At 32.5% G+C, this 22,734-nt stretch carries 21 protein-coding genes and 4 tRNA genes; 7 read left to right on the top strand and 18 right to left on the bottom strand.

Annotation, left to right across the window (positions count from 1 at the left end):
• Positions 1–22 precede the first annotated feature (22 nt).
• On the top strand, positions 23–3,460 hold the full coding sequence (locus tag AC1Q5Z_RS20570; protein ID WP_492446639.1) for a T9SS type A sorting domain-containing protein: 3,438 nt from the start codon (positions 23–25) through the stop codon (positions 3,458–3,460).
• A gap of 48 nt (positions 3,461–3,508) precedes the next feature.
• On the opposite strand, the gene AC1Q5Z_RS20565 is transcribed toward AC1Q5Z_RS20570, so the two are convergent.
• Genes AC1Q5Z_RS20565 through AC1Q5Z_RS20545 form a run of 5 tightly spaced genes read right to left on the bottom strand, consistent with a single transcriptional unit; the run spans position 3,509 to position 7,599 of the window.
• Positions 3,509–4,018 carry a MepB family protein gene (locus AC1Q5Z_RS20565; RefSeq protein WP_198858172.1) on the bottom strand — a complete coding sequence of 170 codons (510 nt, stop codon included), beginning with the start codon at positions 4,016–4,018 and terminating at the stop codon, positions 3,509–3,511.
• Between the two features lie 46 nt (positions 4,019–4,064).
• Complete coding sequence (locus AC1Q5Z_RS20560; RefSeq protein WP_343589086.1) at positions 4,065–5,714, bottom strand: hypothetical protein; 1,650 nt, start codon at positions 5,712–5,714, stop codon at positions 4,065–4,067.
• Positions 5,711–6,262 (bottom strand): RNA polymerase sigma factor, encoded by a 552-nt coding sequence (locus AC1Q5Z_RS20555; protein ID WP_198858170.1) that lies wholly within the window; start codon positions 6,260–6,262, stop codon positions 5,711–5,713. Before AC1Q5Z_RS20555 ends, AC1Q5Z_RS20560 begins: the two co-directional genes overlap by 4 nt.
• 51 nt (positions 6,263–6,313) lie before the next feature.
• Positions 6,314–6,715, bottom strand: a complete 402-nt coding sequence (locus AC1Q5Z_RS20550) for a hypothetical protein (protein WP_492446637.1) — start codon at positions 6,713–6,715, stop codon at positions 6,314–6,316.
• A gap of 8 nt (positions 6,716–6,723) precedes the next feature.
• Positions 6,724–7,599 carry a protease complex subunit PrcB family protein gene (locus AC1Q5Z_RS20545; protein ID WP_198858168.1) on the bottom strand — a complete coding sequence of 292 codons (876 nt, stop codon included), beginning with the start codon at positions 7,597–7,599 and terminating at the stop codon, positions 6,724–6,726.
• Positions 7,600–7,786: 187 nt separating this feature from the next.
• Here AC1Q5Z_RS20545 and AC1Q5Z_RS20540 point away from each other — a divergent pair, with 187 nt between their 5' ends.
• The 4 genes from AC1Q5Z_RS20540 (at position 7,787) to AC1Q5Z_RS20525 (ending at position 11,027) form a co-directional block, all read left to right on the top strand.
• Positions 7,787–9,160, top strand: a complete 1,374-nt coding sequence (locus AC1Q5Z_RS20540) for a DNA recombination protein RmuC (protein WP_198858167.1) — start codon at positions 7,787–7,789, stop codon at positions 9,158–9,160.
• 75 nt (positions 9,161–9,235) lie between these two features.
• Positions 9,236–9,784, top strand: a complete 549-nt coding sequence (locus AC1Q5Z_RS20535) for an acyl-CoA thioesterase (RefSeq protein ID WP_286966654.1) — start codon at positions 9,236–9,238, stop codon at positions 9,782–9,784.
• Positions 9,785–9,825: 41 nt separating this feature from the next.
• On the top strand, positions 9,826–10,221 hold the full coding sequence (locus tag AC1Q5Z_RS20530) for a VOC family protein (protein ID WP_198858165.1): 396 nt from the start codon (positions 9,826–9,828) through the stop codon (positions 10,219–10,221).
• A 239-nt stretch (positions 10,222–10,460) separates the two neighbouring features.
• Positions 10,461–11,027 carry a YceI family protein gene (locus AC1Q5Z_RS20525; protein ID WP_198858164.1) on the top strand — a complete coding sequence of 189 codons (567 nt, stop codon included), beginning with the start codon at positions 10,461–10,463 and terminating at the stop codon, positions 11,025–11,027.
• Between the two features lie 4 nt (positions 11,028–11,031).
• Here AC1Q5Z_RS20525 and AC1Q5Z_RS20520 read toward each other — a convergent pair whose 3' ends face one another.
• Positions 11,032–11,943 (bottom strand): TIGR01777 family oxidoreductase, encoded by a 912-nt coding sequence (locus AC1Q5Z_RS20520; protein WP_492446634.1) that lies wholly within the window; start codon positions 11,941–11,943, stop codon positions 11,032–11,034.
• A gap of 98 nt (positions 11,944–12,041) precedes the next feature.
• On the opposite strand from AC1Q5Z_RS20520, the gene AC1Q5Z_RS20515 reads away from it, so the two are divergent.
• Both AC1Q5Z_RS20515 and AC1Q5Z_RS20510 read left to right on the top strand, forming a co-directional pair.
• Entirely contained in the window at positions 12,042–12,701 is a 660-nt protein-coding gene (locus AC1Q5Z_RS20515) for a TetR family transcriptional regulator C-terminal domain-containing protein (RefSeq protein WP_343589094.1), read from the top strand.
• Complete coding sequence (locus AC1Q5Z_RS20510) at positions 12,701–14,005, top strand: ABC1 kinase family protein (protein ID WP_492446632.1); 1,305 nt, start codon at positions 12,701–12,703, stop codon at positions 14,003–14,005. The genes AC1Q5Z_RS20515 and AC1Q5Z_RS20510 overlap by 1 nt, the downstream gene beginning before the upstream one ends.
• 195 nt (positions 14,006–14,200) lie before the next feature.
• Here the strand turns inward: AC1Q5Z_RS20510 and AC1Q5Z_RS20505 are convergent, their stop codons facing one another.
• The 12 genes from AC1Q5Z_RS20505 to AC1Q5Z_RS20450 all read right to left on the bottom strand — a co-directional run bounded on the left by AC1Q5Z_RS20505 (position 14,201) and on the right by AC1Q5Z_RS20450 (position 22,734).
• Positions 14,201–15,496, bottom strand: coding sequence for a cryptochrome/photolyase family protein (locus AC1Q5Z_RS20505; RefSeq protein ID WP_492446630.1), 1,296 nt, complete (start codon positions 15,494–15,496; stop codon positions 14,201–14,203).
• Positions 15,497–15,573: 77 nt separating this feature from the next.
• A complete protein-coding gene (locus AC1Q5Z_RS20500) occupies positions 15,574–16,041 on the bottom strand; it encodes an SRPBCC family protein (protein WP_286966663.1) in 468 nt (155 codons plus the stop codon).
• 34 nt (positions 16,042–16,075) lie between these two features.
• A complete protein-coding gene (locus tag AC1Q5Z_RS20495; RefSeq protein ID WP_198858158.1) occupies positions 16,076–16,516 on the bottom strand; it encodes a sterol desaturase family protein in 441 nt (146 codons plus the stop codon).
• A 224-nt stretch (positions 16,517–16,740) separates the two neighbouring features.
• Complete coding sequence (locus AC1Q5Z_RS20490; RefSeq protein ID WP_343589102.1) at positions 16,741–17,580, bottom strand: phytoene/squalene synthase family protein; 840 nt, start codon at positions 17,578–17,580, stop codon at positions 16,741–16,743.
• 3 nt (positions 17,581–17,583) lie between these two features.
• Complete coding sequence (gene crtID, locus AC1Q5Z_RS20485) at positions 17,584–19,050, bottom strand: bifunctional phytoene desaturase/3,4-desaturase (RefSeq protein ID WP_492446628.1); 1,467 nt, start codon at positions 19,048–19,050, stop codon at positions 17,584–17,586.
• Between the two features lie 39 nt (positions 19,051–19,089).
• Positions 19,090–19,989 (bottom strand): MerR family transcriptional regulator, encoded by a 900-nt coding sequence (locus AC1Q5Z_RS20480; RefSeq protein WP_343589106.1) that lies wholly within the window; start codon positions 19,987–19,989, stop codon positions 19,090–19,092.
• 216 nt (positions 19,990–20,205) lie between these two features.
• Positions 20,206–20,706, bottom strand: a complete 501-nt coding sequence (locus AC1Q5Z_RS20475; protein ID WP_233074196.1) for a tetratricopeptide repeat protein — start codon at positions 20,704–20,706, stop codon at positions 20,206–20,208.
• Between the two features lie 204 nt (positions 20,707–20,910).
• Positions 20,911–20,983: transfer RNA gene (locus AC1Q5Z_RS20470), tRNA-Lys, on the bottom strand.
• Positions 20,984–21,142: 159 nt separating this feature from the next.
• Positions 21,143–22,291: a DUF6438 domain-containing protein gene (locus tag AC1Q5Z_RS20465; RefSeq protein ID WP_492446626.1), complete on the bottom strand. Its 1,149-nt coding sequence runs from the start codon at positions 22,289–22,291 to the stop codon at positions 21,143–21,145.
• A 130-nt stretch (positions 22,292–22,421) separates the two neighbouring features.
• Positions 22,422–22,504, bottom strand: a tRNA-Leu gene (locus tag AC1Q5Z_RS20460).
• A 44-nt stretch (positions 22,505–22,548) separates the two neighbouring features.
• Positions 22,549–22,621: transfer RNA gene (locus tag AC1Q5Z_RS20455), tRNA-Lys, on the bottom strand.
• Positions 22,622–22,661: 40 nt separating this feature from the next.
• A tRNA-Lys gene (locus tag AC1Q5Z_RS20450) sits at positions 22,662–22,734 on the bottom strand.

Here is a 22,734-nt window from a genome sequence, read left to right as displayed (position 1 = left end):
TAAAAACTCTATTCTTTAACGTATGAAAAAACTTTACTTTTCGCGCCTTATTCTGGCTCTTTTGTGTTTTTTTGCTTGCTTTTCTGGAGATCTTTTTGGTCAAACTAATCCAGAGGCGCAAGAACCATTACCTTACAAACAAGATTTTGAATCATGGCTAGCTACAGATGCACAGTTTCCAGCAGGATTTCAAGGTTGGACTCTTGGTGGTAATGATGGTGGAGTAACTCAATACTTGACTTCTTCAACTTTTACAGATTATAATACTATACTTATTGGCAAAGGTGCAAATACTAATTCAGGAGGTTTTTATAATTATGTTGGTAAACTAGGTTTTTTAAACACAGGGAGTGTCAATCTTACAATTGGTTTTGCTTTTTCAAGTGTTGGAACAACAAATGTACAGGTTACATATAACGTAATGACAATAAGAAATCCTTCTGATGCTACAAATACGAGAGTTAATGAAGTGATTTTGCAATATAGAGTTGGTACTACGGGAGATTTTATTTCACTTTTAGGAACGGCATATAGAAATAATTCTAGCAATCAAATTAGTAATACTACTGCGCCACAAAATCCTCAACTAAGAAAAATTACTTTACCTGCAGAATGTGATAATCAGCCTGTAGTTCAAATACGTTGGGCTTCAAGACAAATTTCAGGCAGTGGAGGGCGTCCATCTTTTGCAATTGATGATTTAGATATTAGAAAAGATACTTTTGCTCCAGCTAATATTTCAGGTTACCCAAAAGCAGCAAATGTTTTAGCAGAAAGTTTTGATTTTATTAATAAAATTGATGAAATTGGAAAAACGTATTATGTCTTACTACCAGGTGGTAGCGAAGAACCAACAATTGCACAAATAAAAGCAGGGCAGGATTCAAATGGAGTTGCAGCGTTGCAATCAGGGATTTTTGATGTAACAAATTCTTCTCAAGAATATATAGCAAGTTTTACAGGGTTGCCTTTAAATACAGCATATTCTATTTTTTCTATTTCAGAAGACATTGCAGGAAATATACAAGCATCAGTTAATAGAGTAGATGTAACAACGCTAAGTGTTATGCCTCCTGCTATATCTCCTTCGGTTGCGGTATTAAATTTAGGTGGTACCGAACCAAATTTTGATCCTTTAGTTAAAAATTACCAGATAGGAGCTTCAGATCTTACTGCAAATGTAGTGGTTACTGCTTCAGGAGATTTCCAAATTTCAAAAGATAATGCAACATATTCATCATCTTTAACTTTTGTTCCAACCGATTTTGATTCTAATGCCACACCAACAGTTTATGTAAAATTTACTCCTACTTCAGTTGCCAGTTTTACAGGTTCAATAATTCATGAAACAACAGGTGGAATAACTAAAACGGTTAATTTAACAGCGCTTGGAGTAAATCCTTTAGTACAAAAATTTGACGATGCAAATGTTTTTGTAAACAGTAATTGGGTACAATATAATGAGGCGGGACCTTTAAACAAATGGTCTTATACTAACCAATCACGAAATGTTAACTCTGGAACTGGTGCAGTTTTAATGAACGGATATTCAGATGCTGGAGCTAGTAAAGACTGGTTAATTTCTCCAAGATTACGTTTAGATAGTTTTAACCACATTCCGTTATTATCTTTTTATTCTCGTCAATATTATGATGGACCATCTTTAAAATTAGTAGTTTCTACAAACTACGACGGAGTAAGTGATCCCAATACAGCCACATGGACGCCACTAGATGGTAAATTTCCAGGTAATACAGGAACTTACGAAAAATCAGAATATATAAATTTAATAGCTTATAAAACAGATCATACTTATTTGGCTTGGGTTTACGAAACGACTTCTGGTGGGCTTGATAATGCTGCCGAATGGTCTTTTGATGATTTTGCTATTATCGATGAATCAAAATATGTGGATTCAAACCCATTTTTAGATTTTGCAGATGTAAGTCCGAATTCGGTTTCTGCTAGTCAGTCTTTTGTTTTTAATGCTGCAGGTTATGACGATATTACTATTACTGCTCCAGCGTCTTACGAGTTATCATTAGATAATGTTTCATTTGCATCAAGTGTTATTGTTGCTTCTGCCGAATCTGAAGCAGGAAAAACAATTTATGCAAGATTTGTTCCAACAACAAAAGAACCAACAATCTCTGGCGTTTTAACCGTTACAGGAAGCTCTCTAACTAAACAAATTGGTTTATTTACAGGAACTTCTATATTAAAAGCAGATACTTACGATGTAGTATCTTATAATTTAGAGTTTTTTGGAACCGATGTTAGAGATGCTACTGGTAAAGAATTTGGCCCAACGAATGATGCGTTACAAGTAGAAAACGCAGCTAAAGTAATGAACACATTAAACGCAGATGTTTATGTAGTTCAAGAAGTTTCTGATGACCTGGCTCTTGAAGAATTAATTAAAAAAATTAGCATCAACGGAAAAACATTCGATAAAACAATCTCAACTTCTTGGTCGTATTCATTTAAGCCTTTAGATCCTTATTATCCACCACAAAAACTAGTTGTGATTTACAATACACAAACAACTACTGTAAAAAGTACAAAAGTATTGTTTAAAGATTTATTCGATCAAATTCTTGCGAATACGGTGGTTTTACCAAATTATCCAGGAACAAAAACTCCAGAAGAGAACGATGATAGTTTTTTCTCATCGGGACGTCTTCCTTATTTGGTTCAAGTTGAGGCTAATATTGGCGGAATTAAAAAAGAAATTAACTTAATTGATCTTCACGCACGTGCAAACAGCGGAACTGATATTTCAAAATACAATCAGCGCAAATACGATATAGATTATCTTAAAGATGCATTAGATACAGAATATCCAAATTCAAATTTAATTCTTTTAGGAGATTTTAATGATGATGTAAAAGCTTGGGTTGGTAATGCAAATACACCGTCATCTTATCAGAAATTTGTAGAAGATACGGCTGGTTATAATGCTTTGACATTAGGCATTAGTCAGGCTGGAGCTTATAGCTTTTTAAGTTCAAAAGGATTTTTAGATCATATTTTGATTTCTGATGAATTGAATGAAGATTACATAGATAACTCAATCGCAGTTTATGACCCAAGAAATTTTATTTCAAATTACACCACAACGACTTCAGACCACGGACCAGTAATTGCTCGTTTCTATTTGAAAGAAGACGTACTTTCTACACCTGATTTTGGAGCGAAAAACAAATATTTCGTAAAAGCTTATCCAAATCCTGCAACAGATATTTTGAATTTTGATATCAAAACAACACAAGGAAGAGATTTGAAAATTAGATTATATGATGTTAACGGCCGTGCAATTGGAAACCCAATAAGCGTTAAAAACGAATCTGAAATTAGTACAGCAGTTATTGCTGTTAATAATTTAGTTTCTGGAGTTTATTTTTACACGGTTACCGAAAATAATAAAGTTATTTTTAAAGATAAAGTGATTAAAAAATAAGTGCTTACTATTAATTGGAAAAGGCAGTCATTTTAAGACTGCCTTTTTTTATATAAATATTTTTCTGATTTCATTAAAATCGATTTGACCTTGATCGGTAAAAAGAAAAAAATAATCCAATTGCCATTTCTGTGTTTTTTGAGCTTGTTTGCTTGAGGTTTCATCCCAAGGCGGATATACTCTTGTCGCTCTAATTCCTTCTTTGTTTTGGGTAGAAAAAATACCTTTTTCTAACGCTATCTTTTTTGGAAAAATAAATTGTCCCCAATTCTGATCTTTTCGAACAGTGATAATTACAAAATCTATATCGTCAGAATAGGCGAAAGGTTCAATGATCCCAGTTTGATTGCGTTTCCATAAAGTAACAAACTGTCCTGTTTTGGTTGGAGTAACTTTTGCTTCTCGATAGCAAATCTTCTTATTGTTTATTAGAAAACGATGCGCCTTGTATTCGTCACTTTCACTTTCTTTTTGCAAAGAAGCAAGCAATAATTCAGCCTTATCATAAACGCTTTCTTTGCTTAATAGCAAATCAGCTGGAGCAGTAGTAAAATTCATAAAAATTCAATTCTCAAGAATTCTTGAAAATTACTGCAAATTCTTGTTAGAAAGCAACATTAAGACCAAAATTTAATCCCCATTGAAATTGGTTGAAAGACTGGCTGTTTAACGGATTGACATAATAATTCATAGCAGGTTCAACAAAAACATTGGTTTTTTTGTACACACGATATTGAACCGTACTGCTTAAAGTAGAACCATAAACGTAATCATTAGCATTCATATTTTCTCCAATAGAATGTCCATCCAAATTCACATTGTTAGAAATTAGTTTACCAACAAAACCTCCAGTGTTTAAATTAATGCTGGCTTTATTTTTATTAAAAATAGAATAAGAAACCTCAAGTGGCATCTCAATATATCTTAAGTTTTGATCCAATTTACCCGTTTGCACGTTTTCATTCTTCAGAGCTTCTTTTGTGCTATTAGAAATCAAAAGATAATCCTGACTTGGTTGATTGCCAGCAGCAGCAACTGGATAAGAGTCTGGAGCAAAAAAAGCATTGTTTTTGGCACTTAAATACGATACATTGGCAACGCTTTGTCCTAATTCATTAATTTTTAAACCAGATCCAACAGCCCATTTTTTATTAATGCTGTATTTTGTTTTAACTCCATAAGAATTAGATTGTTTAGAATCGTTTACGTTGCCCAGAGTTTTTTCGTTTTTAGTGTTTTCAGAACTTGCAACACCAGCAAAAACAGCAACTGCCCATCTTTCTTTTTTATCAATCAAATTGTCTTTTTTCTCTTTTTCTTCTTTTGTCTTTTCAGGAGATAAAATACCTTTTTCCAAATTCTGAAGTTCAGCCAATTGAATAGAGTCTGTTTTGCTTAAAGTGTTATTAAGCTTTACATCGTCTTTTATGATAACTGCTTTATCGGTACGGCTATTTTCAGTTTTTCCTGAAATAGAAGTATTCGATTTATATACATTGCTGTTTACAGAAGAGCTGTTGTTTACAGAAGAACTTTGGCTATTGAAAGCAATATTTTTGTTGTTTTTAGCTGTCAATTGTTCGTCAAAAATAGATTTTGAGAGCGATTTGTTTGCTGTCGAGTTAAATTTACTTTGTTTGCCAAATGCAATACGTTCTTCAGAAATTCCTTTATTAGAAGTTTTTAAATTATTTCCTAAGATAGATTTGCTAGAAGATTTCACAATCGATTTATCTTCTGAAATACTAGAATTTTGAAATGCAACCGATTCGTTTGGAGTATTGGCAACATTTGGAGTGCTATATTTAGAATCTTTTTTATTCGTTTTGTTTTTAGAATTTGTTTGAGCTACAGAAGTCTCTTGAACTTGAATTCCAGATGTGGTATTAAATTGATTTTTTCTTACTGAATTTTCATTTAAAGAATCTATCGTTTTACCAATATTTTTATTTTGATCTAAATTTTTGTTGCTAGAGTTGTCATTTGTTTTTTTGTCAAGAACAACACTATTGTTGCTGTTTTCTAAACCGCCTTTGTTGAGGTTGATATTTTCAGGCGAAGCAGTAAAATGTAATATTGAAGGCAGAAGCAACCCTAATAATAAGCATGCAGCAGCCGACCACCAAAGAACAACTCTCTTCTTCTTTTTAGGTTTGTCTAATTTTTCTTCAATCTGACTCCATAATTCTGGAGGCGGAACACTCGAAAAGTCTTCCATTGATGAAAAAATATCTTCTATTTTATGCTTCTTCATGCTGTTTTAAAATTTTTTATGCTCAAAATTCGCTTTTGTAATATATGTTTGGCGCGATTTAAATTTGATTTTGATGTCCCTTCGGAGATCTTTAGTAGTTCGGCGATTTCTCTGTGTTTCATTTTTTCAAATACATACAAGTTAAAAACCGTCCGATATTGATCTGGCAAATCCCGAATGTATTCTAGTAGTTTTTCCTGTTCTATCGGAATAACTTCTAATTCCTCTTCTTCTATAAAATCGGTGTCAGGATCAAAAACATCCAAATAGAAACTTTCTTTTTTCTTCTTATTTAAAGTCTCAATGAGTTTGTTTATAAAAATCCGTTTTAGCCAGCCTTCGAAACTTCCTTCAAACTTATACTGGCTTATTTTCTGAAAGGCAATTACAAAAGCTTCCTGAAAAACATCTTTCGCATCATCTTCGTTCTTCATATATTTCAAACAGATGCCATATAAAACAGGAGAGAACAACTGATAAATTTTCAGTTGTCCCTCTCTGTCATTTTTAATGCACAGTTTGATATATTTTTCTAACTCGTCTTTCAAGAAATGGTTCAAATTTGATTTTGCAAAAATAGTTTTAAATAGCTTACAAAACTATCTTTTAAAAATAGTTCGAGTACCATCTTGATGGTTACTTACTATTGTTAAGTTTTGATTGTCAAGGTTTTCTATCACGTAGGTTTTGCCTTCGAACGTAATTAGATCACGTTCTGATTGGTCAAAATATGCTTTTCCTTTTTCTATCTTATAAACACTGTTTCTTATTTCTACATTGTTTTTATAAGTAATAACTCTTCCGTTTTGGGTGAAGATAATTTTCTTAGTAAACCCAATTGATTTTGGGGTAGCCACATAAGGATTGCTAGAACCTCCTATAGATTTTTCCCAAATCCAAGTATTGATTATTGATCCTGTAATTTTTTCTTTAGAAGAATTTACAGAAATCATTGATGTAAAAAGAAAGCAGGCAATAAAAGATAAAAAGAGATGCTTCATGATTTAAATTATTTTAAGCTTGTAATTTTGTCTTGAATCTTTTTCTTGAATTGTTTTACGTCAGCACTTTGATCTGCTGTGTCATTGTTGTCTATATAAATTTTTGTAGTGTTTCCTGCTTGACGCAATTCAAAATAAACTCCGCCTTGATCTCCTGCATCTGGAGTACCGTATGTTTTAGTTTGTCCTTTTAAAGCTAAAATCTCTGCAGGAACTTCTTTTAAAAGTAAAGTATATTCGCCTCTTTTAATTGTTGGAGTATATCTGTATTGTCCAAAATCATATTGTTTTGCACCAACATTTAAGAATTTTAAAGTGTTGTAATCGTTAATTTGGTAGAATTTTTGGCAATCTGAACTAGCACATTGGTTGTTAAAACTTCCAATAACAATATTATCTGCATTCTCTGTTGTTTTGTTGAAAATCATTCCTTTTGACGTTTTCGGAATCAAAACAAAATTAGTTGGGTAAGTTGGGGTTTGAGTTACGTTTTCGCCAACAGCCGGAGTTTTTTCGTAATAGTTCACAACAATTTCGCAATTGTTTTCTACAATAGAGCTAATTACAATTTCGTAACCGCTTGTAGGTTTAGCGCCAGCAAAAAGTCCAACCAAATATTCTTTTGTAAAATCAATATTTGGATCACTTGCAACAGGGCAATTGTTAGTATGTTTTGTAAAATATTGATTCATTTTTTCCTGAGATCCAACAACAATTGCGGCAGGATTATTTTGCAATGTTTTTTCGCTATAATTACATGAGAAAGGAAAACCAGTAAAATTTACAACAGTATTAGAACCACAATCTACATAGTTATTTCCATCATTAAGAGAACAGGCACTGAATCCGAAGGCTACAAATAAGCCAAGCATTATTTTTTTCATAATTATTTTGATAGGTTTATATTTTAGTAGATAGCAGTTTTAAAAAAAGGTTGCGTTGAGGTTCTTATTTTTTTTGAAAAAATAAAATGTTGGTTTAGTTTGAATTGAGAATGAATTAGTGAAATTTCCGTTTTAAAAACTAAGCACTACGTATTATTGCGTACTTTTACGTAAAATAAACTTAGTTATGTCTGATTATATACCGTTTTTATTAGGTTTTGTTGTTGCACTTTTTATGGGCATATACGTAGGTAGAATGCTTTCTGCATCAAAATTTCAGTCAGAAAAAGTCATTTCTGAGGAAAGATTAAATGCGTTAAACGGTCAATTGCAAATGCAGAAAGAGCAGTTTGAAAACGAAAAAAATAATTTTCAGAAACAATTGCAGTTAAATATTGCTGAGAAAGAAAACATCCGAACCGAAAAAGATAGTTTGGCAATTCAGCTTTCTAAAAAAGAAGTTGATTTTGAAAATTTATGGGAACGTCATAAAGAACAAAAAAGCGAAATCAATGAACTTCAGGAAAAATTCACTAAAGAGTTTGAAAATCTTGCGAATAAAATCTTAGAAGAAAAATCGGCTAAGTTTACCGAACAGAATACCGTTAATATGAAAAATATCCTAACTCCTTTGCAGGATAAAATTTTGGTATTTGAACAGAAAGTAGAACAAACACATAAAGAAAGCATAGATTATCATGCAGCACTTCGTCAGCAGATTATTGGTTTGAGCGAAATGAACGCGCAAATGAGCAAAGAAACCTTAAATCTTACTAAAGCTCTAAAAGGCGACAGTAAAATGCAGGGAAATTGGGGAGAATTGGTTCTAGAACGTGTTTTAGAAAAATCAGGATTAGAAAAAGGAAGAGAATATGAAGTCCAGCAAAGTTTTACCAATAGCGAAGGAAATCGTGTTTTGCCAGACGTTGTAATTAATCTTCCGGATGGTAAGAAAATGATTGTTGATTCTAAAGTTTCGCTTTCAGCTTACGAAAAATGGGTAAACGAAGAGTCGGAACTTTTAAAAATAGAATTTCTTAAAGAACATGTTATTTCTATAAAAAGGCATGTCGAGCAATTGGGAAGTAAAAACTATCATGATTTGTATCAAATGGAAAGTCCCGATTTTGTACTGCTTTTTATTCCAATGGAACCCGCTTTTGCAATTGCTTTAAACGAAGATCCCTCTTTATATACAAAAGCATTTGATAGAAATATTGTAATTGTAACGCCTAGCACACTTTTGGCAACTTTACGAACAATTGATAGTATGTGGACGAATCAAAAACAGCAAGAAAATGCGTTAGAGATTGCAAGACAAGCAGGAGCTTTATATGATAAATTTGAAGGTTTTGTGTCCGATTTAGTCCGAATAGGAAATAAAATAAAAGACACTAAAACTGAATACGAAAGCGCCATGAATAAACTGGTTGACGGAAAAGGAAACCTGATTTCGAGCGTAGAAAGATTAAAAAAAATGGGAGCAAAAGCAAAGAAATCGCTTCCAGACAATATTATTGCAAGAGCGATAAATTCAGATGAAAATGAGTTATTGAATTAGAAGGATAAAGACGCAAGAAGAAAGACTAACGTAATATAGAATATAACTAATCAAAAAAATACCAAAAACAAAAACATGAGTACAGATTTTAAACCCGTTTCATCATCAAAAGTTAGTATATCAGAATTAATGTTGCCTTCGCATACCAACTTTAGCGGGAAAATTCACGGAGGATATATTTTACAATTGTTAGATCAAATTGCCTTTGCATCAGCATCAAAATTCAGCGGAAATTATTGTGTGACTGCCTCTGTAGATACGGTAAACTTTTTGAAACCAATCGAAGTTGGAGAATTAGTAACAATGAAAGCTTCTGTAAATTATGTTGGAAGAAGTTCTATGATTGTAGGTATACGTGTAGAAGCAGAAAACATTCAGACAGGGGCTATCAAACATTGTAATTCATCTTATTTTACAATGGTTGCCAAAGATAAAGACGGAAAAAGCGTTCCGGTTCCAGGATTGATTTTATCTAATTTGGAAGAAGTGCGCCGTTTTAGAAAAGCAATAAAACATATCGAAGTTCGAAAAGAAGTAGAAGAACACGAAAAATTGACCAATATTAATTCTATCGAAGATTTGGCGAGCCTTGAAAAATATAATGTTCTTTTAGAAATTAGCTAAATTTTCTTATATTTATTGAAATCATTAAATATTTAGAAAGCATGGTCAAGTTTGGATATACAATTTTATATGTTGAAAATGTCGAAGAAACTATTTCGTTTTACGAAAACGCATTTGGTTTTTCGAGAAAATTTGTCACACCAGATAATGATTATGGCGAATTAATTACGGGAGAAACAACACTTTCATTTGCTTCAAAAAAATTAGCTTCAAAAAATTTACCTGATGGTTTTATCGAAAGCAGTTTAGAAGACAAACCTTTTGCAATAGAAATTGGCTTTATTACAGAGAATGTTCCAGAAGTTTTGCAAAAAGCTACTTCTTTTGGAGCTGTTATTGTTTTAGAACCTGTAGAAAAACCGTGGGGACAAGTTGTAGCATACGCAAGAGATTTAAACGGATTTTTGATTGAGATTTGTACAGAAGTAAAAAGTTAAGTTTTGACAATATTTGACATCTCATACCTCTTATTTTTCAATTAAAACATTCACAAATATTTAGCATAAGTTCTAAAACTTCGCATACAAAAATTCCGTAACTTTAAGTGTAATTATTGGGTTACGGAAATTTTTCACTGAGTATTGCCGTTCGATTTTTTTCAGATTAATTAGAATCTGATTTTTTTTCTCTTAGTCAGAATAAATGGAATGACATAATTGTTTAAATGAAGACGATTATGAAAACAACTACTTTATTATTTTTACTTTTTACTGCTTTTTCTGTCATTGCCCAAGACAAATTTTTTACAAATACAGGGACAATAAATTTTGAAGCGTCTGTTCCGCTATTTGAAGAAGTGAGAGCTGTAAATAGACAAGTTGCCATACTTTTAGAACCTAAAACAAGTACTTTTATCTGTACTGTTATTATCAAAGATTTTCGTTTTAAATTAGATTTGATGCAAGAGCATTTCAATGAAAATTATATGCAAAGCAATCGTTATCCTAAAGCTGTGTTTAAAGGAAAGATTGAAAAATTTGATTTGAAAGATATTAATGAGGTTGAAAAACAATACCAAATAAAGGGCAAGCTTAATTTGCGCGGAAAGTCGAAGGAGATTATCGTAAATGCTTTGATAAAAAGAGTTCCAGAAGGAATTCAGGTTATTTCCGATTTTCCAATTGCAGTATCTGATTTCAATATTAGTATTCCAACTACTATTGCTGCCAAAATTGCAAAAACGGCCAATACAGAACTCACGGGTGTTGTACGCAGTGATGACACGATGCTAACACTTAAGTGAAAAACTACTTTATACAGTTTATAAGTGTCTTTTCTAGATCGGTAAACTGAAACTCAAAACCTGTTTTCTGAATTTTTTCTGAAGAAACACGTTGTCCTGTCAAGACAGCTACACTCATTCGCCCAAGTAAAATCTTTAACACAAAAGGCGGAACTTTTGGCAGCCATATACTATAATCGTATAGTTTTGCCATAGTTTTAGAAAATCGAGCATTTGTGGTATTGTCAGTAATACAAGCATTGTAGGCACCTTCAAGTTGGTTGTCTTCAATGCTTTTTAAATAAATCTGACATAAATCTTCAACATGAATCCAAGGTAGATATTGTTTGCCTGAACCTAATATGGCACCAAAACCGGACTTAAAAGTAGGAATCATTTTTTTTAAGAAACCTTCATTTTTGCCCAAAACAATACCAGTCCTAATTTTGACTGTTCGAATATTTAAAGAACTAATTTTATCGGCAGCGCTTTCCCATTTTTGACATGTAATGCCAAGAAAATCATCAGCTGGCGGAGTATTTTCAGTACAGATTTTATGACTTGTAATGGCACCGTAAATTCCAATGCCAGAAGCAGAAATAAAGGCTTCCAGTTTTTTATTGTTCATTTCTAAAATAGAATAGATCATTTCTACTGGTCTTACGCGGCTTTCTATAATAGCTTTTTTGCGTCTTTTGGTCCATCTTTTTTCTACTATTCCTTCGCCTGCAAGGTGAATGATATAATCGGCATTTAGAATTGCATTTTTATCAATGTAGTTTTTCTTTATGTCCCATTTATAATAGGTAATTCTTGCACTGTCTTTTTTATCAGAACGACTCAAAACAGAAACAGAAAAACCTGCTTCGATCAGAACATCTGTCAAATATTTTCCAATGAAACCAGTTCCGCCTGTTAATAGAACATTTTGAGCCATAATAGTTTATAATATATTTAACAGTGTATAGTGTTTAAGGATTAGTAAAGGTACTTAAACAATGTTTACCTTTATGGCAAATTCTAAATTTTAATAAAATGGCGACTAAAAAAAAGGTAATTACCAAGGATGATATCGTTTCAAAATATATGGAAGAGGTTCTAGAAAAGGGACAAAAACCAAAATCGGTTTATCATTTTGCCAAAGAAAATGATTTTACTGAAGCTGAGTTTTATGCTTTCTTCGGAACATTAGAAGGTTTAGAAAAAGAAATATTTCGACTGTTTTTTGAAAACACAGTCAATCTTCTTCATAAAAACGAAGAGTATCAGGGATATGACATGAAGAATAAAATGTTAAGTTTTTATTTTACTTTCTTCGAAATCCTAACAGCAAACAGAAGTTATGTTTTGCAATCGCTTAAAATAGATAGAAATCCGCTTAAAAATTTAGTTCAGTTAACGACGCTTAGAAATAGTTTTAAAGATTATGTTGCTGAAATTTTAACCGACGATTATAGATTAGAACAAGAAAGATTTCAGAAGTTTCAGGAAAAAACGATTCAAGAATCTTCTTGGTTGCAATTAATGCTAACCATTAAATTCTGGATGGAAGATGAATCTCCTGCTTTTGAGAAAACCGATATTTTTATAGAAAAATCGGTTAATGCCTCATTTGAATTGATGAATGTAGCTCCGATGAATCATTTGCTTGATTTCGGGAAATTTTTGTTCAAAGAAAAAGTATACAGTAGATAATGAAAACGATAGATTATATCCCAACTTCAAAAATTGAAAGAGCGGGAAAATTGGTTCAGACCGGTGCTAAAATTGGTGTAAACTACGTAAAGCATTATGCTGAGAAAATGGTAAATCCAGATCTAACGCGTGATAAACTAAACGAGAACAATGCAGAAGATATTTATGACGGACTAAAAAGCTTAAAAGGAAGTGCTCTTAAAGTAGCTCAGATGCTGAGTATGGACAAGAACTTTTTACCTCAAGCTTATGTAGAGAAGTTTTCTTTGTCGCAGTTTTCTGTTCCGCCGCTTTCTGCTCCTTTGGTTTTAAAAACCTTTAAAAGCAATTTTGGAAAAACTCCATATGAAATTTTCGATGAGTTTAATCCGAATTCTGTCAATGCAGCAAGTATTGGTCAGGTGCATTTAGCAAAGAAAGGAGATAAAAAACTAGCCGTTAAAATTCAATATCCAGGTGTTGCCAATAGTATTTCGTCAGATTTGGCTTTGGTTAAACCAATTGCGATTAGAATGTTTAATCTTCAAGGAAAAGATTCTGATAAATATTTCAAAGAAGTTGAAGATAAACTGATTGAAGAAACTAACTATTTGTTAGAATTGAAACAAAGCCAAGAAGTGGTTGATGCTTGCAGCAAGATTGAAAATATAACTTTTCCAAACTATTATCCTGAGTTTTCATCTGAGAAGATTATCACAATGGATTGGATGACAGGAATTCATCTTTCTGAGTTTACAGCTAAAAATACCAATCAAGAAGTAGGAGATAAATTAGGTCAAGCACTTTGGGATTTTTACATGTATCAGATTCACGTTTTGAAAAAAGTTCATGCAGATCCACATCCTGGAAATTTTTTGGTAGATGATCAAAACCAATTGATTGCTTTAGATTTTGGATGTATGAAACAAATTCCAGACGATTTCTACACACCATATTTTGAGCTAATCAACAAAAATGTAATTACCGACGAAAAGCTTTTTAGTGAGAAATTATTCGAATTAGAAATTCTTCGTCAAGATGATACACCTGCAGAAATTGAATATTTTACCGAAATGTTTCATGATTTGTTATCGCTTTTCACGAAACCTTTCCAAAACGAAACTTTCGATTTTGCCGATGAAAAATTCTTCAATGCAATTGCCGAATTAGGAAAACGTTTCTCAGAAGATACAAACCTTAAAAAAATGAACGGAAATCGTGGTTCTAAGCACTTTATTTACATGAATCGTACTTTCTTTGGTTTGTACAATTTAATGTTTGATTTGAAGGCTAAGATTCTAGTTGATAATTATTTGAAGTATTAAAGTTTTTATTTCAAGTTTCAGGTTTCATGTTAACCGAACTTTACACATAGAACTTTGTCAAAGTTTAAAACTTTGACAAAGTTTTTTTGTTTAGTTTGCCATTCTTCGTTCCTCAGGATGATAAAAATGAGTATAAATCTGCAAAATCTGCGTGAAATAAAATTAAGCATCCAGTGTAAACCTAAAATAAAAACTTTATTTCAAAATCCCAGCCTTGTAAGTAGAAATCGCACGATCTCTAGCAAAGGCATGATCAACCATTGGTTCATTATAACCAAAATCAAACTCAGGAATCCATTTTCTAATATATTCTCCTTTTTCGTCAAATTTCTTTTGTTGTATCTCGGGATTGAAAACTCTAAAATAAGGCACTGCGTCGCAACCTGTTCCTGCTGCCCATTGCCAGTTTCCTACGTTTGATGCCAATTCGAAATCTAGAAGTTTTTCTGCGAAATAGGCTTCGCCCCATTGCCAATTGATGAGTAAATGTTTGCAAAGAAAACTTGCCACAACCATACGGACACGATTGTGCATATAACCAGTCTCATTTAATTGGCGCATTCCGGCATCAACCATTGGGTAGCCTGTTGTTCCCGAACACCAGCGTTTGAAATCTTCCTCATTATTTCGCCATTGAATTCCGTCATAATTGGACTTGAAATTATGATTAACGCAATTCGGAAAACTAAACAGAATCTGAATGAAGAATTCTCTCCAGATTAATTCACTCAAAAAAGTCTGATTTTTTCTGTTGGCCCAATTTACTAATTTTCGAATACTCACTGTTCCAAAACGCAAATGTGGAGAAAGATATGAAGTACTGTCTAAAGCTGGAAAATCTCTGGTTTCTTTATAATTAGCAATTTGAGTTAAGTTGTGCGGAAGTACTTTTATAGCACTTCTTTCAAAACCGATTTCGGCTAATTCAGGAAACTTGAATTTATTCTTCGCAAAATTAGATTGATATGAAGCCGAATCGTATTCTGGTGCTGAGCCTGAAAGATGGTATTTCTCCAGCCATTTGTTTTTATAAGGCGTGTAAACGGTATATGGAAGTCCGTCTGCTTTTGTGATTTCTTTTTCTTCGAAGATTACATGATCTTTAAAAAAGAAAGATTCAATGTCATTTTCCTTTAATAAAGATGAAATTAAGCTATCACGTTTAATGGCAAAAGGTTCATAATCTTTATTGAAGAAAACAGATTGAATGTCAAATTCTTCAATGAGTGATTTCCAAACGTCTTTTGTTTTTCCTTTTTTGATTAAAATGGAAGAATCTAATTTGCTTAATTCTGTATTTATTTTTTCGAGTGAAGCATAAATGAAAGTTACTCTGGCGTCATTTTTTGGAAGATGTTCTAAAATATCATCATCGAAAATAAAAAGAGGAACAACAGGAAAGTCTGATTGCAAGGCATGAAATAAACCTGTATTATCTTCTAAACGCAAATCGCGTCTAAACCAAAATAAAGTAACTTTTTGTTTTGTCATTGTTTTTGTTTTTTTGCCACAGATTATTAGAATTTAAAATGATTTTTTAATCTGTGCTAATCTGTGAAATCGGGGGCTTATTTTTTCAAATTAAATAATTCTTCGATTTTATTAAATCTATAATCGAAAATGCTTTTCAATTTGTTTTTTACAACCAAGCGATTCATGATTCTGCCTAGAATTCCAAATGGGAGAGCGTAATGAACAATATCTGTCATTTTGGTTCCTCCATCTGGTGTTGGTTCAAAGAAATGTTTGTGATGCCATAGTTTATAAGGCCCGAATTGCTGAATGTCTACAAAATACTCGTTTTCTTGGCAAGCTGTAATTTCGGTAACCCAAGACATTTTGATTCCGAAAAGTGGCTTTAAGGTATAAGTGATAATCTGTCCTTGATACATACGTTTTCCATCATAATCCTGAATTTGGAAATTCATGTTATCGAGTGTAATGGTTTGCAAATTTTTCGGACTTGAGAAGAAATCCCAGCAATCTTCTGCGCTTGCATTGATATGTTGTACGGTTGTTATTTTGTATAATTTCATAATCAAATCGATTTTAAAAAATGCCCAAATAATGCTACATTTTATAATATTTGAATGGTACGAATAACATTCCGAAACATTCTCCTTTTTCTTTTTGTAAATGTTTGTGGTGTATTTTATGTGCTTTTCTAAGTCCGATGAGGTATTTATTTTTGGTGTTTTTAAACCATTTAAAACGCTGATGAATCAAGACATCGTGAATTAAAAAATAACAAGCGCCATAAAGCGTAATGCCGCAAGCAATAAAAAACAAATAGTTAAATCCGCCTTGAACGCCAAAGTAGAATAAAATAATACTCGGAGTAGCAAAAATGACGAAGAAAATATCGTTGCGCTCAAAAGTGTTTTCGTATTTCGGCTGATGATGGTCGGCATGAAAATACCACATAAATCCATGCATAACGTATTTGTGCGTAAGCCATGTCACACATTCCATGAAAAGAAAAACGCCTAAAAAGATTAAAAAAGAAATCATTTTATAAATATTGATGTTTTAAAAATATCGTTTTATTGGTTTTGAATTTAGCTTTAAATTATAAAAGATTGACTCAAAAGGTTGTTTTTATTAATGATTTTATCATTTTTTTGTTATCCTGAGCGGAGTCGAAGGAAAGCAAGTAACTCCGCAACGAAAATTCAATCTTTGTCGATTTGCGAGTGCGATTCCTCGTTCCTCGGAATGACAAAACGATGCGATGATTATACCAACTTCAATTTATAAGTCACAAAAGACTGCGCCAAAAGTCCCGCTTTGGTATAATTAGAAACTCTAATTCTAGAATTTCCGATCTCGTAATACGGTGTGTTTTTTAGCTTTTGAAGCAGTTTTTTATAATAAACATAAGCGGTATAAACTCCAAATTTTGCTTCGATTGGTAATTTTACAATTCCTTGATAGGCAATTCTAAAATCTTCTTCGATTTCTTTGATGATTTGGTTTTTCGAATCTTCATTGAAATTATTCAGGTTGATGCCTGGAAAATAAGCACGATTTAAAATCGTATTATCATCTTTTAAATCTCTCAAGAAATTTACTTTCTGAAAAGCAGATCCCAAACGCATGGCTTCGTTTTTTAGCTGTTCGTATTTGTGCTCTTTTCCAGAAACAAAAACTTTCAAACACATTAATCCCACTACATCGGCAGAACCATAAATATAATCGATGTACTCGGTTTGAGTTTGATAATTAGATTTTATGAGATCCATTTTCATGCTTTTTAAAAATGCCTGAACCAAATCGTCTGTAATATTATATTCTTTGACAGTTTGCTGAAACGAATTCAAAATCGGATTTAAGCTAATGCCTAATTGCATTGCTTTGTAATATTCTTTTTCGAAATCTTCAATAAGATATTCTTTTTCATACTCATGAAATGAATCTACAATTTCGTCAGCAAAACGAACAAATCCGTAAATGCTGTAAATGGCATCGCGAATGCTTGGAGAAAGCATTTTTACGGCTAGCGAAAATGAGGTGCTGTAATTTTTGGTTACCAGTTTGCTGCATTTGAAAGAAACGGCGTCAAATAGTGATTTCATTTTTTAAGATCTAAAAGATTTTTGAATTAATTCAGCTGCGAGTTTTCCTGAAATTAAAGCAGGCGGAACACCTGGGCCAGGAACAGTTAATTGTCCTGTAAAATATAGATTCTTGATTTTTTTGCTTTTTAATTTTGGTCTTAAAAAAGCCGTTTGCAATAACGTGTTGGCCATTCCGTAAGCGTTTCCTTTATAGGCGTTGTAATCGGCTACAAAATCATTTTTGCAGAATGATCTCTTAAAGATAATGCTATTTTTTATCTTTTGCTGTGTCAGTTCTTCAAAACGTGTGATGATTTTTTCGAAGTATTCTTCTCGTAAAGCTTCATTGTCCTCAATTCCAGGCGCAAGCGGAATTAAGAAAAATCCAGATTCCATCCCGTCAGGCGCCGCAGTTGAATCTGTTTTGGACGGAAAATTGGCATAGAATAACGGAGCATTCGGCCATTTTGGATTATCGTAAATATCGGCAGCATGCTGATTAAAATCGACATCAAAGAATAAAGCGTGATGCGAAATATTTTCTATCTTTTTATTGAAACCAACAAAAAATAGAAGAGAAGAAGGTGCAAAAACTCTACTTTTCCAATATTTTTCAGAATACATTCTGTGCTCTTTTTCTACTAATGTTTCAGAATGATGATAATCGGCTCCGCTTAAAACGATATCTGCATTTAGGATTTCGCCATTAATTACAATTCCTTTTGCGGTTTTGTTTTCAACGACTATTTTATCAATTTTCGAATTGGTTTTTATGGTAACGCCAAGTTCTAATGCCAGTTTTTCGATTCCTCGAATAACATCAAACATTCCCGTTTTAGGATGCCAAGTTCCTAAGCCAAAATCGGCATAATTCATAAAATTATAAAACGAAGGTGTTTTGGTTGGTTTTGCTCCGAGAAATAAAACAGGAAATTCTAAAATCTGAATTAGTCTCTCGTTCTTGAAATTTTTGCGAATATCGGTGCTTACGTTCTTAAAAAACTGATTGAGTTTTAATGCAGTTTCTTTTGTCACTAATTCTAGCGGCGAAATTCCAGGACGATAGACCAAATCCTTAATTGCAATATCATAATTGCTTTTGGCTTGATCAATAAAGTTTTGCAGTTTTTGACCGCTTCCTTTTTCGATGGTCTCAAAAGTGTATTTTATTTCATCTAGATTATCGTAAATACTAATAAAATCATCGATTCCAAAATAAACCCGATAGGCTGGATTTAGTTTTATCAGTTCGTAATAATCGGAAGGTTTTTTATTGAAATCTTGAAAAAAGCGTTCAAAGACATCTGGCATCCAATACCAGCTCGGACCCATGTCAAAAGTGAAACCATCTTCTTTAAATTGTCTTGCACGTCCGCCAATTGTACTGTTTTTTTCGTAAACAGTAACTTTATTTCCTTGCTGGGCAAGGTAACACGCGGCTGCCAAAGAAGAGAAGCCTGAGCCTATTATTTGGATAGTTTTTCTCATTTGTTTAACAAATATAAGAAAAACTTAAACAAAAATAAATTATAGCATATTAATAGTTTCTTCCATCGAATCAAAAACTCGAATTCTGTCTGTTAGAACCTTTTCATCTATGTATTCAACCATTTTACCCATAAGCCAGATTTCATTGTTTTTCTGTAATAATTTCTGCCCCATCGATTTTACATATTGATTAATTACGCTTCTGTCCGGCTGAACAGTCATGAAAGAGATGAATGTAATGTTTTCAAAATGTTTCGTTAAATCCTGTAAGTTTTCAATAGGCATACTTTCTCCCAAATAAATGGTTTTGTAGCCTTTGTCAAGGATTTCGTATTGCAAGTATAGTAATCCGATTTGATGAATTTCGTTTAACGGAAGTGATAAAACAAAAATTCGATCGGTTTTGATTGGCTTTCTAATTTGAAGACTTTCTGTATAAATCAATATTTTCTGCTTGATTAAATGACTCATAAAATGTTCATTTGCAGGCGTGATTGTTTCAGATTGCCATAATAATCCTAGCTCTTTTAAAAGAGGTAAAAAATGATCTTTAAAAACTTCTTTAAATGTTTTCTCTGTAATAAGCCAATCAAATGTATTGAAGAATAACTCTTGGTCAAAGTTCATCATTGCCATTTTGAAAGATGTAATGGCATAGTTTTGAGAATTTTTTTTCGAAATTATTTCGCGTACCAGTTGCGGTATTTTTTCTTCAGGATATGTTGCGATTTTAGAAATCTTATAGCCGTATTCGTGCAGTAACGTAATATTTAATAGTTTCTGCAGGTTATGAAGATTGTAAAATCTAATATTAGTATCGGTTCGCATTGGTTCAAGGATGTTGTATCTCTTTTCCCAGATGCGTATGGTATGCGCTTTTATTCCAGATAAGTTCTCAAGATCTTTAATGCTGAAAACAGTTTTAATATTGTTTATCATTTTTCGCGATTAAGTCAACAAATGTAAAATAAAATCTAATACTCGGCATTAAAACTAGATTAAAAAGATAGAGAATTAGAGGTTTACGTATTAATAATATATTTTTTACCTAAAATCAGGTATTTTTTTCTTAAGAAATATATTACTTTGATAAAAACAGAACAGCCTGCTAGATTAAGAAATCTTAACAGGCTGTTCGTATTTTTTAGTTTTGTACTATTTGCAGAAAGTTGCTCTGTTTTTTGCAGCGCTCTGACTTCCTAATTCAATTGCTTTTGTAAAATCTTCGCATGACTTTTTTTTATCGCCAATGCTGCTATATGCTAAACCTCTTAGATTATAAGCAATGTAATCTTTTGGATTTAAACCTAATGAAGAGGTGCAGTCATCAATTGTTTCTTGATACTTTTGTAATTTGTAGTTAACATTGGCTCTGCCAGTAAAAGCATCGGCATTCATGTTGTCTAGCTCAATTGTTTTGCTAAAATCGGCTTGAGCTCCTTTGAGATCGTTTAGTTTGAATTTTGCGACACCGCGATTCTGATAAGCTTCAACAAATTTAGGGCTCATTTGAATCGCTTTGTTGTAATCGGCAATTGCGCCTTTTGTGTTGCCGGCTTCAGCTTTTTTCATGGCTTTGTCAAAATAGCCCGTTGCAGATTGTGCCCAGATAGAGCAGGTCATCATCATAAGTGATGCGAATAGTAGGTTTTTCATAAAACTAATTTGGGATTAGTGATTTAATTATTTCAAGACGAATTTAAGAAAGTTTTTATTTTGTAAGAGAATTTCTTTTTTTATTATGCGCAAAAAATGAGGTAATGCAGTTAGAGAAATTAAAAGATTTTTTAAATCTACTTTTTAGGATTGGAATAGGAGGAAAACAAAAAAGGCCAAGTAAAATAATTACTTGACCTTTTGTGACCCGACTGGGGCTCGAACCCAGGACCCCATCATTAAAAGTGATGTGCTCTACCGACTGAGCTATCGAGTCTTCATTTCTTCAATGAGGGTGCAAATATAAGGACTTTATTTAGCTTTACAAGTCTTTTTTGAATGAATTTTGAAATAAAGTTTAGAAAGATTGGTAAGGTGTTGTTTTATAGTGGAATAAAATTTATTGTTTTTAAGTGGATAAAAATGATGATAGATTTTAATCGTATTTGTCTTGCAATCTAAATTTTGTATTGAAATTATTTACCGTTAAAAAGTTGTATCCAATGTCGATAGTTTTGTTTTTAAATTTAAAATACCTCCCATCGGTATGAACTATTTCTTTTCTGTCTTCATCATTCCAAAATTCAATATAGTATTTGTGCTCAAATGTGTCATTTGTTTCTTTGCCTTTGAAAATTTCTGTGAATAAATAATAGCTTTCAGATTTTGTCAAATCACAAATTTGGTTTCCTTTTTTGAAACTGATTCGCCATATCGGAAATAGAAGTTCTTCTGTTTTTATAGGAGACAGTTTTATTTGCTGGTATAAATATCGAATAGGAGTGTAAGCCCAAACGAAAGTGGCTGGGGATTGTCTTCCGTAATCACTAATCGACTTCACGATTTTATTGTTTTTTACAAATGTTACTGTAATAGTTTCGTCATCTGTCCAGCTTCCTTCATAATTATCTTTAAGATTCATTATGTCTGCTTTTTTGAGATTGGTTTGGACTTTTTGATACTGACTCTTGGTGATTTGAGATTTATAAAAGCCATTTTGTGTGTTGTAATGTTGGCCAAAATAGATAATATTGCCATTATTGTCAATACTTATATTTAAAACAGGACAAGAACCATAACAACCTGAAGAAGAAAGGATAATTTGATCGTAATTCTCATCTGGATTAATCTTGTACTTTGTTCTTGCGTATTTTGCAAAGATGCTATCATCTATTTTTGTTGTTAATGTATCTCCAAGAATAGATTCTATTTTCTGATTTTTCCAGGTTTTGCTTTCTAAATCAAAAATTTTCAGACTATCATTTTCGATTTTATATTTAGTTTCAGTACCTAAAAAATAAGTCTTTCTATTTTCTCTTTCTTGAGTTTTAATCATTTTAAAATAACCAGATTTATATTCGGCAATATTGTTTTCTAAAAAAGCATATCCCTCTTTGTGCGAACCAAATGGAGGAGGTGGTGGAGGAATATTATGGTTATTATTTGTCTGTGGTTTTCGCTGATCATCTGTCTTAATGTAGATCCATTCTCCAAGAATATCTTTTTGTAGTTTTTTATCATTATTCGTCTGACAAGAATATAGAATGAAAAATAGTATGAGATATAATACTGGTGTTGGCTTCATAATATTTATTTCGATTATTGTAATTTTTGGTTTGTAGTAATGTAAATATAATCGATTTTGAAGGAAGTTTTTAAAGGAAGTTTTGAAATAAAAAAAGCGGAAATCTTTAAATAAAGATTTCCGCTTTAAGTGACCATGGAGGGATTTGAACCCTCACGCCCTTGCGAGCACCACCCCCTCAAGATGGCGAGTCTACCGTTTCTCCACATGGCCTCAAAAGAAAAAAGGTCGAGTAAAATAAATTACCCGACCTTTTGTGACCCGACTGGGGCTCGAACCCAGGACCCCATCATTAAAAGTGATGTGCTCTACCGACTGAGCTATCGAGTCATTGCTTTCAAGAAATTTAATTTGTTAATCACAAAATTTGTGACCCGACTGGGGCTCGAACCCAGGACCCCATCATTAAAAGTGATGTGCTCTACCGACTGAGCTATCGAGTC

This window comes from Flavobacterium sp. GW823-FHT06G12, from assembly GCF_058794775.1.
This window is presented reverse-complemented; position numbering and strand designations above follow the sequence as displayed.

What these genes read in the sequence shown, in the direction of transcription:
- AC1Q5Z_RS20525 (WP_198858164.1), top strand. Translation starts at nt 10,461, where the DNA reads ATGAAAACAACTACTTTATTATTTTTACTTTTTACTGCTTTTTCTGTC.
- AC1Q5Z_RS20570 (WP_492446639.1), top strand. Translation starts at nt 23, where the DNA reads ATGAAAAAACTTTACTTTTCGCGCCTTATTCTGGCTCTTTTGTGTTTT.
- AC1Q5Z_RS20480 (WP_343589106.1), bottom strand. Translation starts at nt 19,989, where the DNA reads ATGATAAACAATATTAAAACTGTTTTCAGCATTAAAGATCTTGAGAAC.
- AC1Q5Z_RS20505 (WP_492446630.1), bottom strand. Translation starts at nt 15,496, where the DNA reads ATGACAAAACAAAAAGTTACTTTATTTTGGTTTAGACGCGATTTGCGT.
- AC1Q5Z_RS20540 (WP_198858167.1), top strand. Translation starts at nt 7,787, where the DNA reads ATGTCTGATTATATACCGTTTTTATTAGGTTTTGTTGTTGCACTTTTT.
- AC1Q5Z_RS20510 (WP_492446632.1), top strand. Translation starts at nt 12,701, where the DNA reads ATGAAAACGATAGATTATATCCCAACTTCAAAAATTGAAAGAGCGGGA.
- AC1Q5Z_RS20520 (WP_492446634.1), bottom strand. Translation starts at nt 11,943, where the DNA reads ATGGCTCAAAATGTTCTATTAACAGGCGGAACTGGTTTCATTGGAAAA.
- AC1Q5Z_RS20545 (WP_198858168.1), bottom strand. Translation starts at nt 7,599, where the DNA reads ATGAAAAAAATAATGCTTGGCTTATTTGTAGCCTTCGGATTCAGTGCC.
- AC1Q5Z_RS20490 (WP_343589102.1), bottom strand. Translation starts at nt 17,580, where the DNA reads ATGAAATCACTATTTGACGCCGTTTCTTTCAAATGCAGCAAACTGGTA.
- AC1Q5Z_RS20515 (WP_343589094.1), top strand. Translation starts at nt 12,042, where the DNA reads ATGGCGACTAAAAAAAAGGTAATTACCAAGGATGATATCGTTTCAAAA.
- AC1Q5Z_RS20530 (WP_198858165.1), top strand. Translation starts at nt 9,826, where the DNA reads ATGGTCAAGTTTGGATATACAATTTTATATGTTGAAAATGTCGAAGAA.
- AC1Q5Z_RS20550 (WP_492446637.1), bottom strand. Translation starts at nt 6,715, where the DNA reads ATGAAGCATCTCTTTTTATCTTTTATTGCCTGCTTTCTTTTTACATCA.
- AC1Q5Z_RS20465 (WP_492446626.1), bottom strand. Translation starts at nt 22,291, where the DNA reads ATGAAGCCAACACCAGTATTATATCTCATACTATTTTTCATTCTATAT.
- AC1Q5Z_RS20560 (WP_343589086.1), bottom strand. Translation starts at nt 5,714, where the DNA reads ATGAAGAAGCATAAAATAGAAGATATTTTTTCATCAATGGAAGACTTT.
- AC1Q5Z_RS20535 (WP_286966654.1), top strand. Translation starts at nt 9,236, where the DNA reads ATGAGTACAGATTTTAAACCCGTTTCATCATCAAAAGTTAGTATATCA.
- AC1Q5Z_RS20475 (WP_233074196.1), bottom strand. Translation starts at nt 20,706, where the DNA reads ATGAAAAACCTACTATTCGCATCACTTATGATGATGACCTGCTCTATC.
- crtID (WP_492446628.1), bottom strand. Translation starts at nt 19,050, where the DNA reads ATGAGAAAAACTATCCAAATAATAGGCTCAGGCTTCTCTTCTTTGGCA.
- AC1Q5Z_RS20495 (WP_198858158.1), bottom strand. Translation starts at nt 16,516, where the DNA reads ATGATTTCTTTTTTAATCTTTTTAGGCGTTTTTCTTTTCATGGAATGT.
- AC1Q5Z_RS20500 (WP_286966663.1), bottom strand. Translation starts at nt 16,041, where the DNA reads ATGAAATTATACAAAATAACAACCGTACAACATATCAATGCAAGCGCA.
- AC1Q5Z_RS20565 (WP_198858172.1), bottom strand. Translation starts at nt 4,018, where the DNA reads ATGAATTTTACTACTGCTCCAGCTGATTTGCTATTAAGCAAAGAAAGC.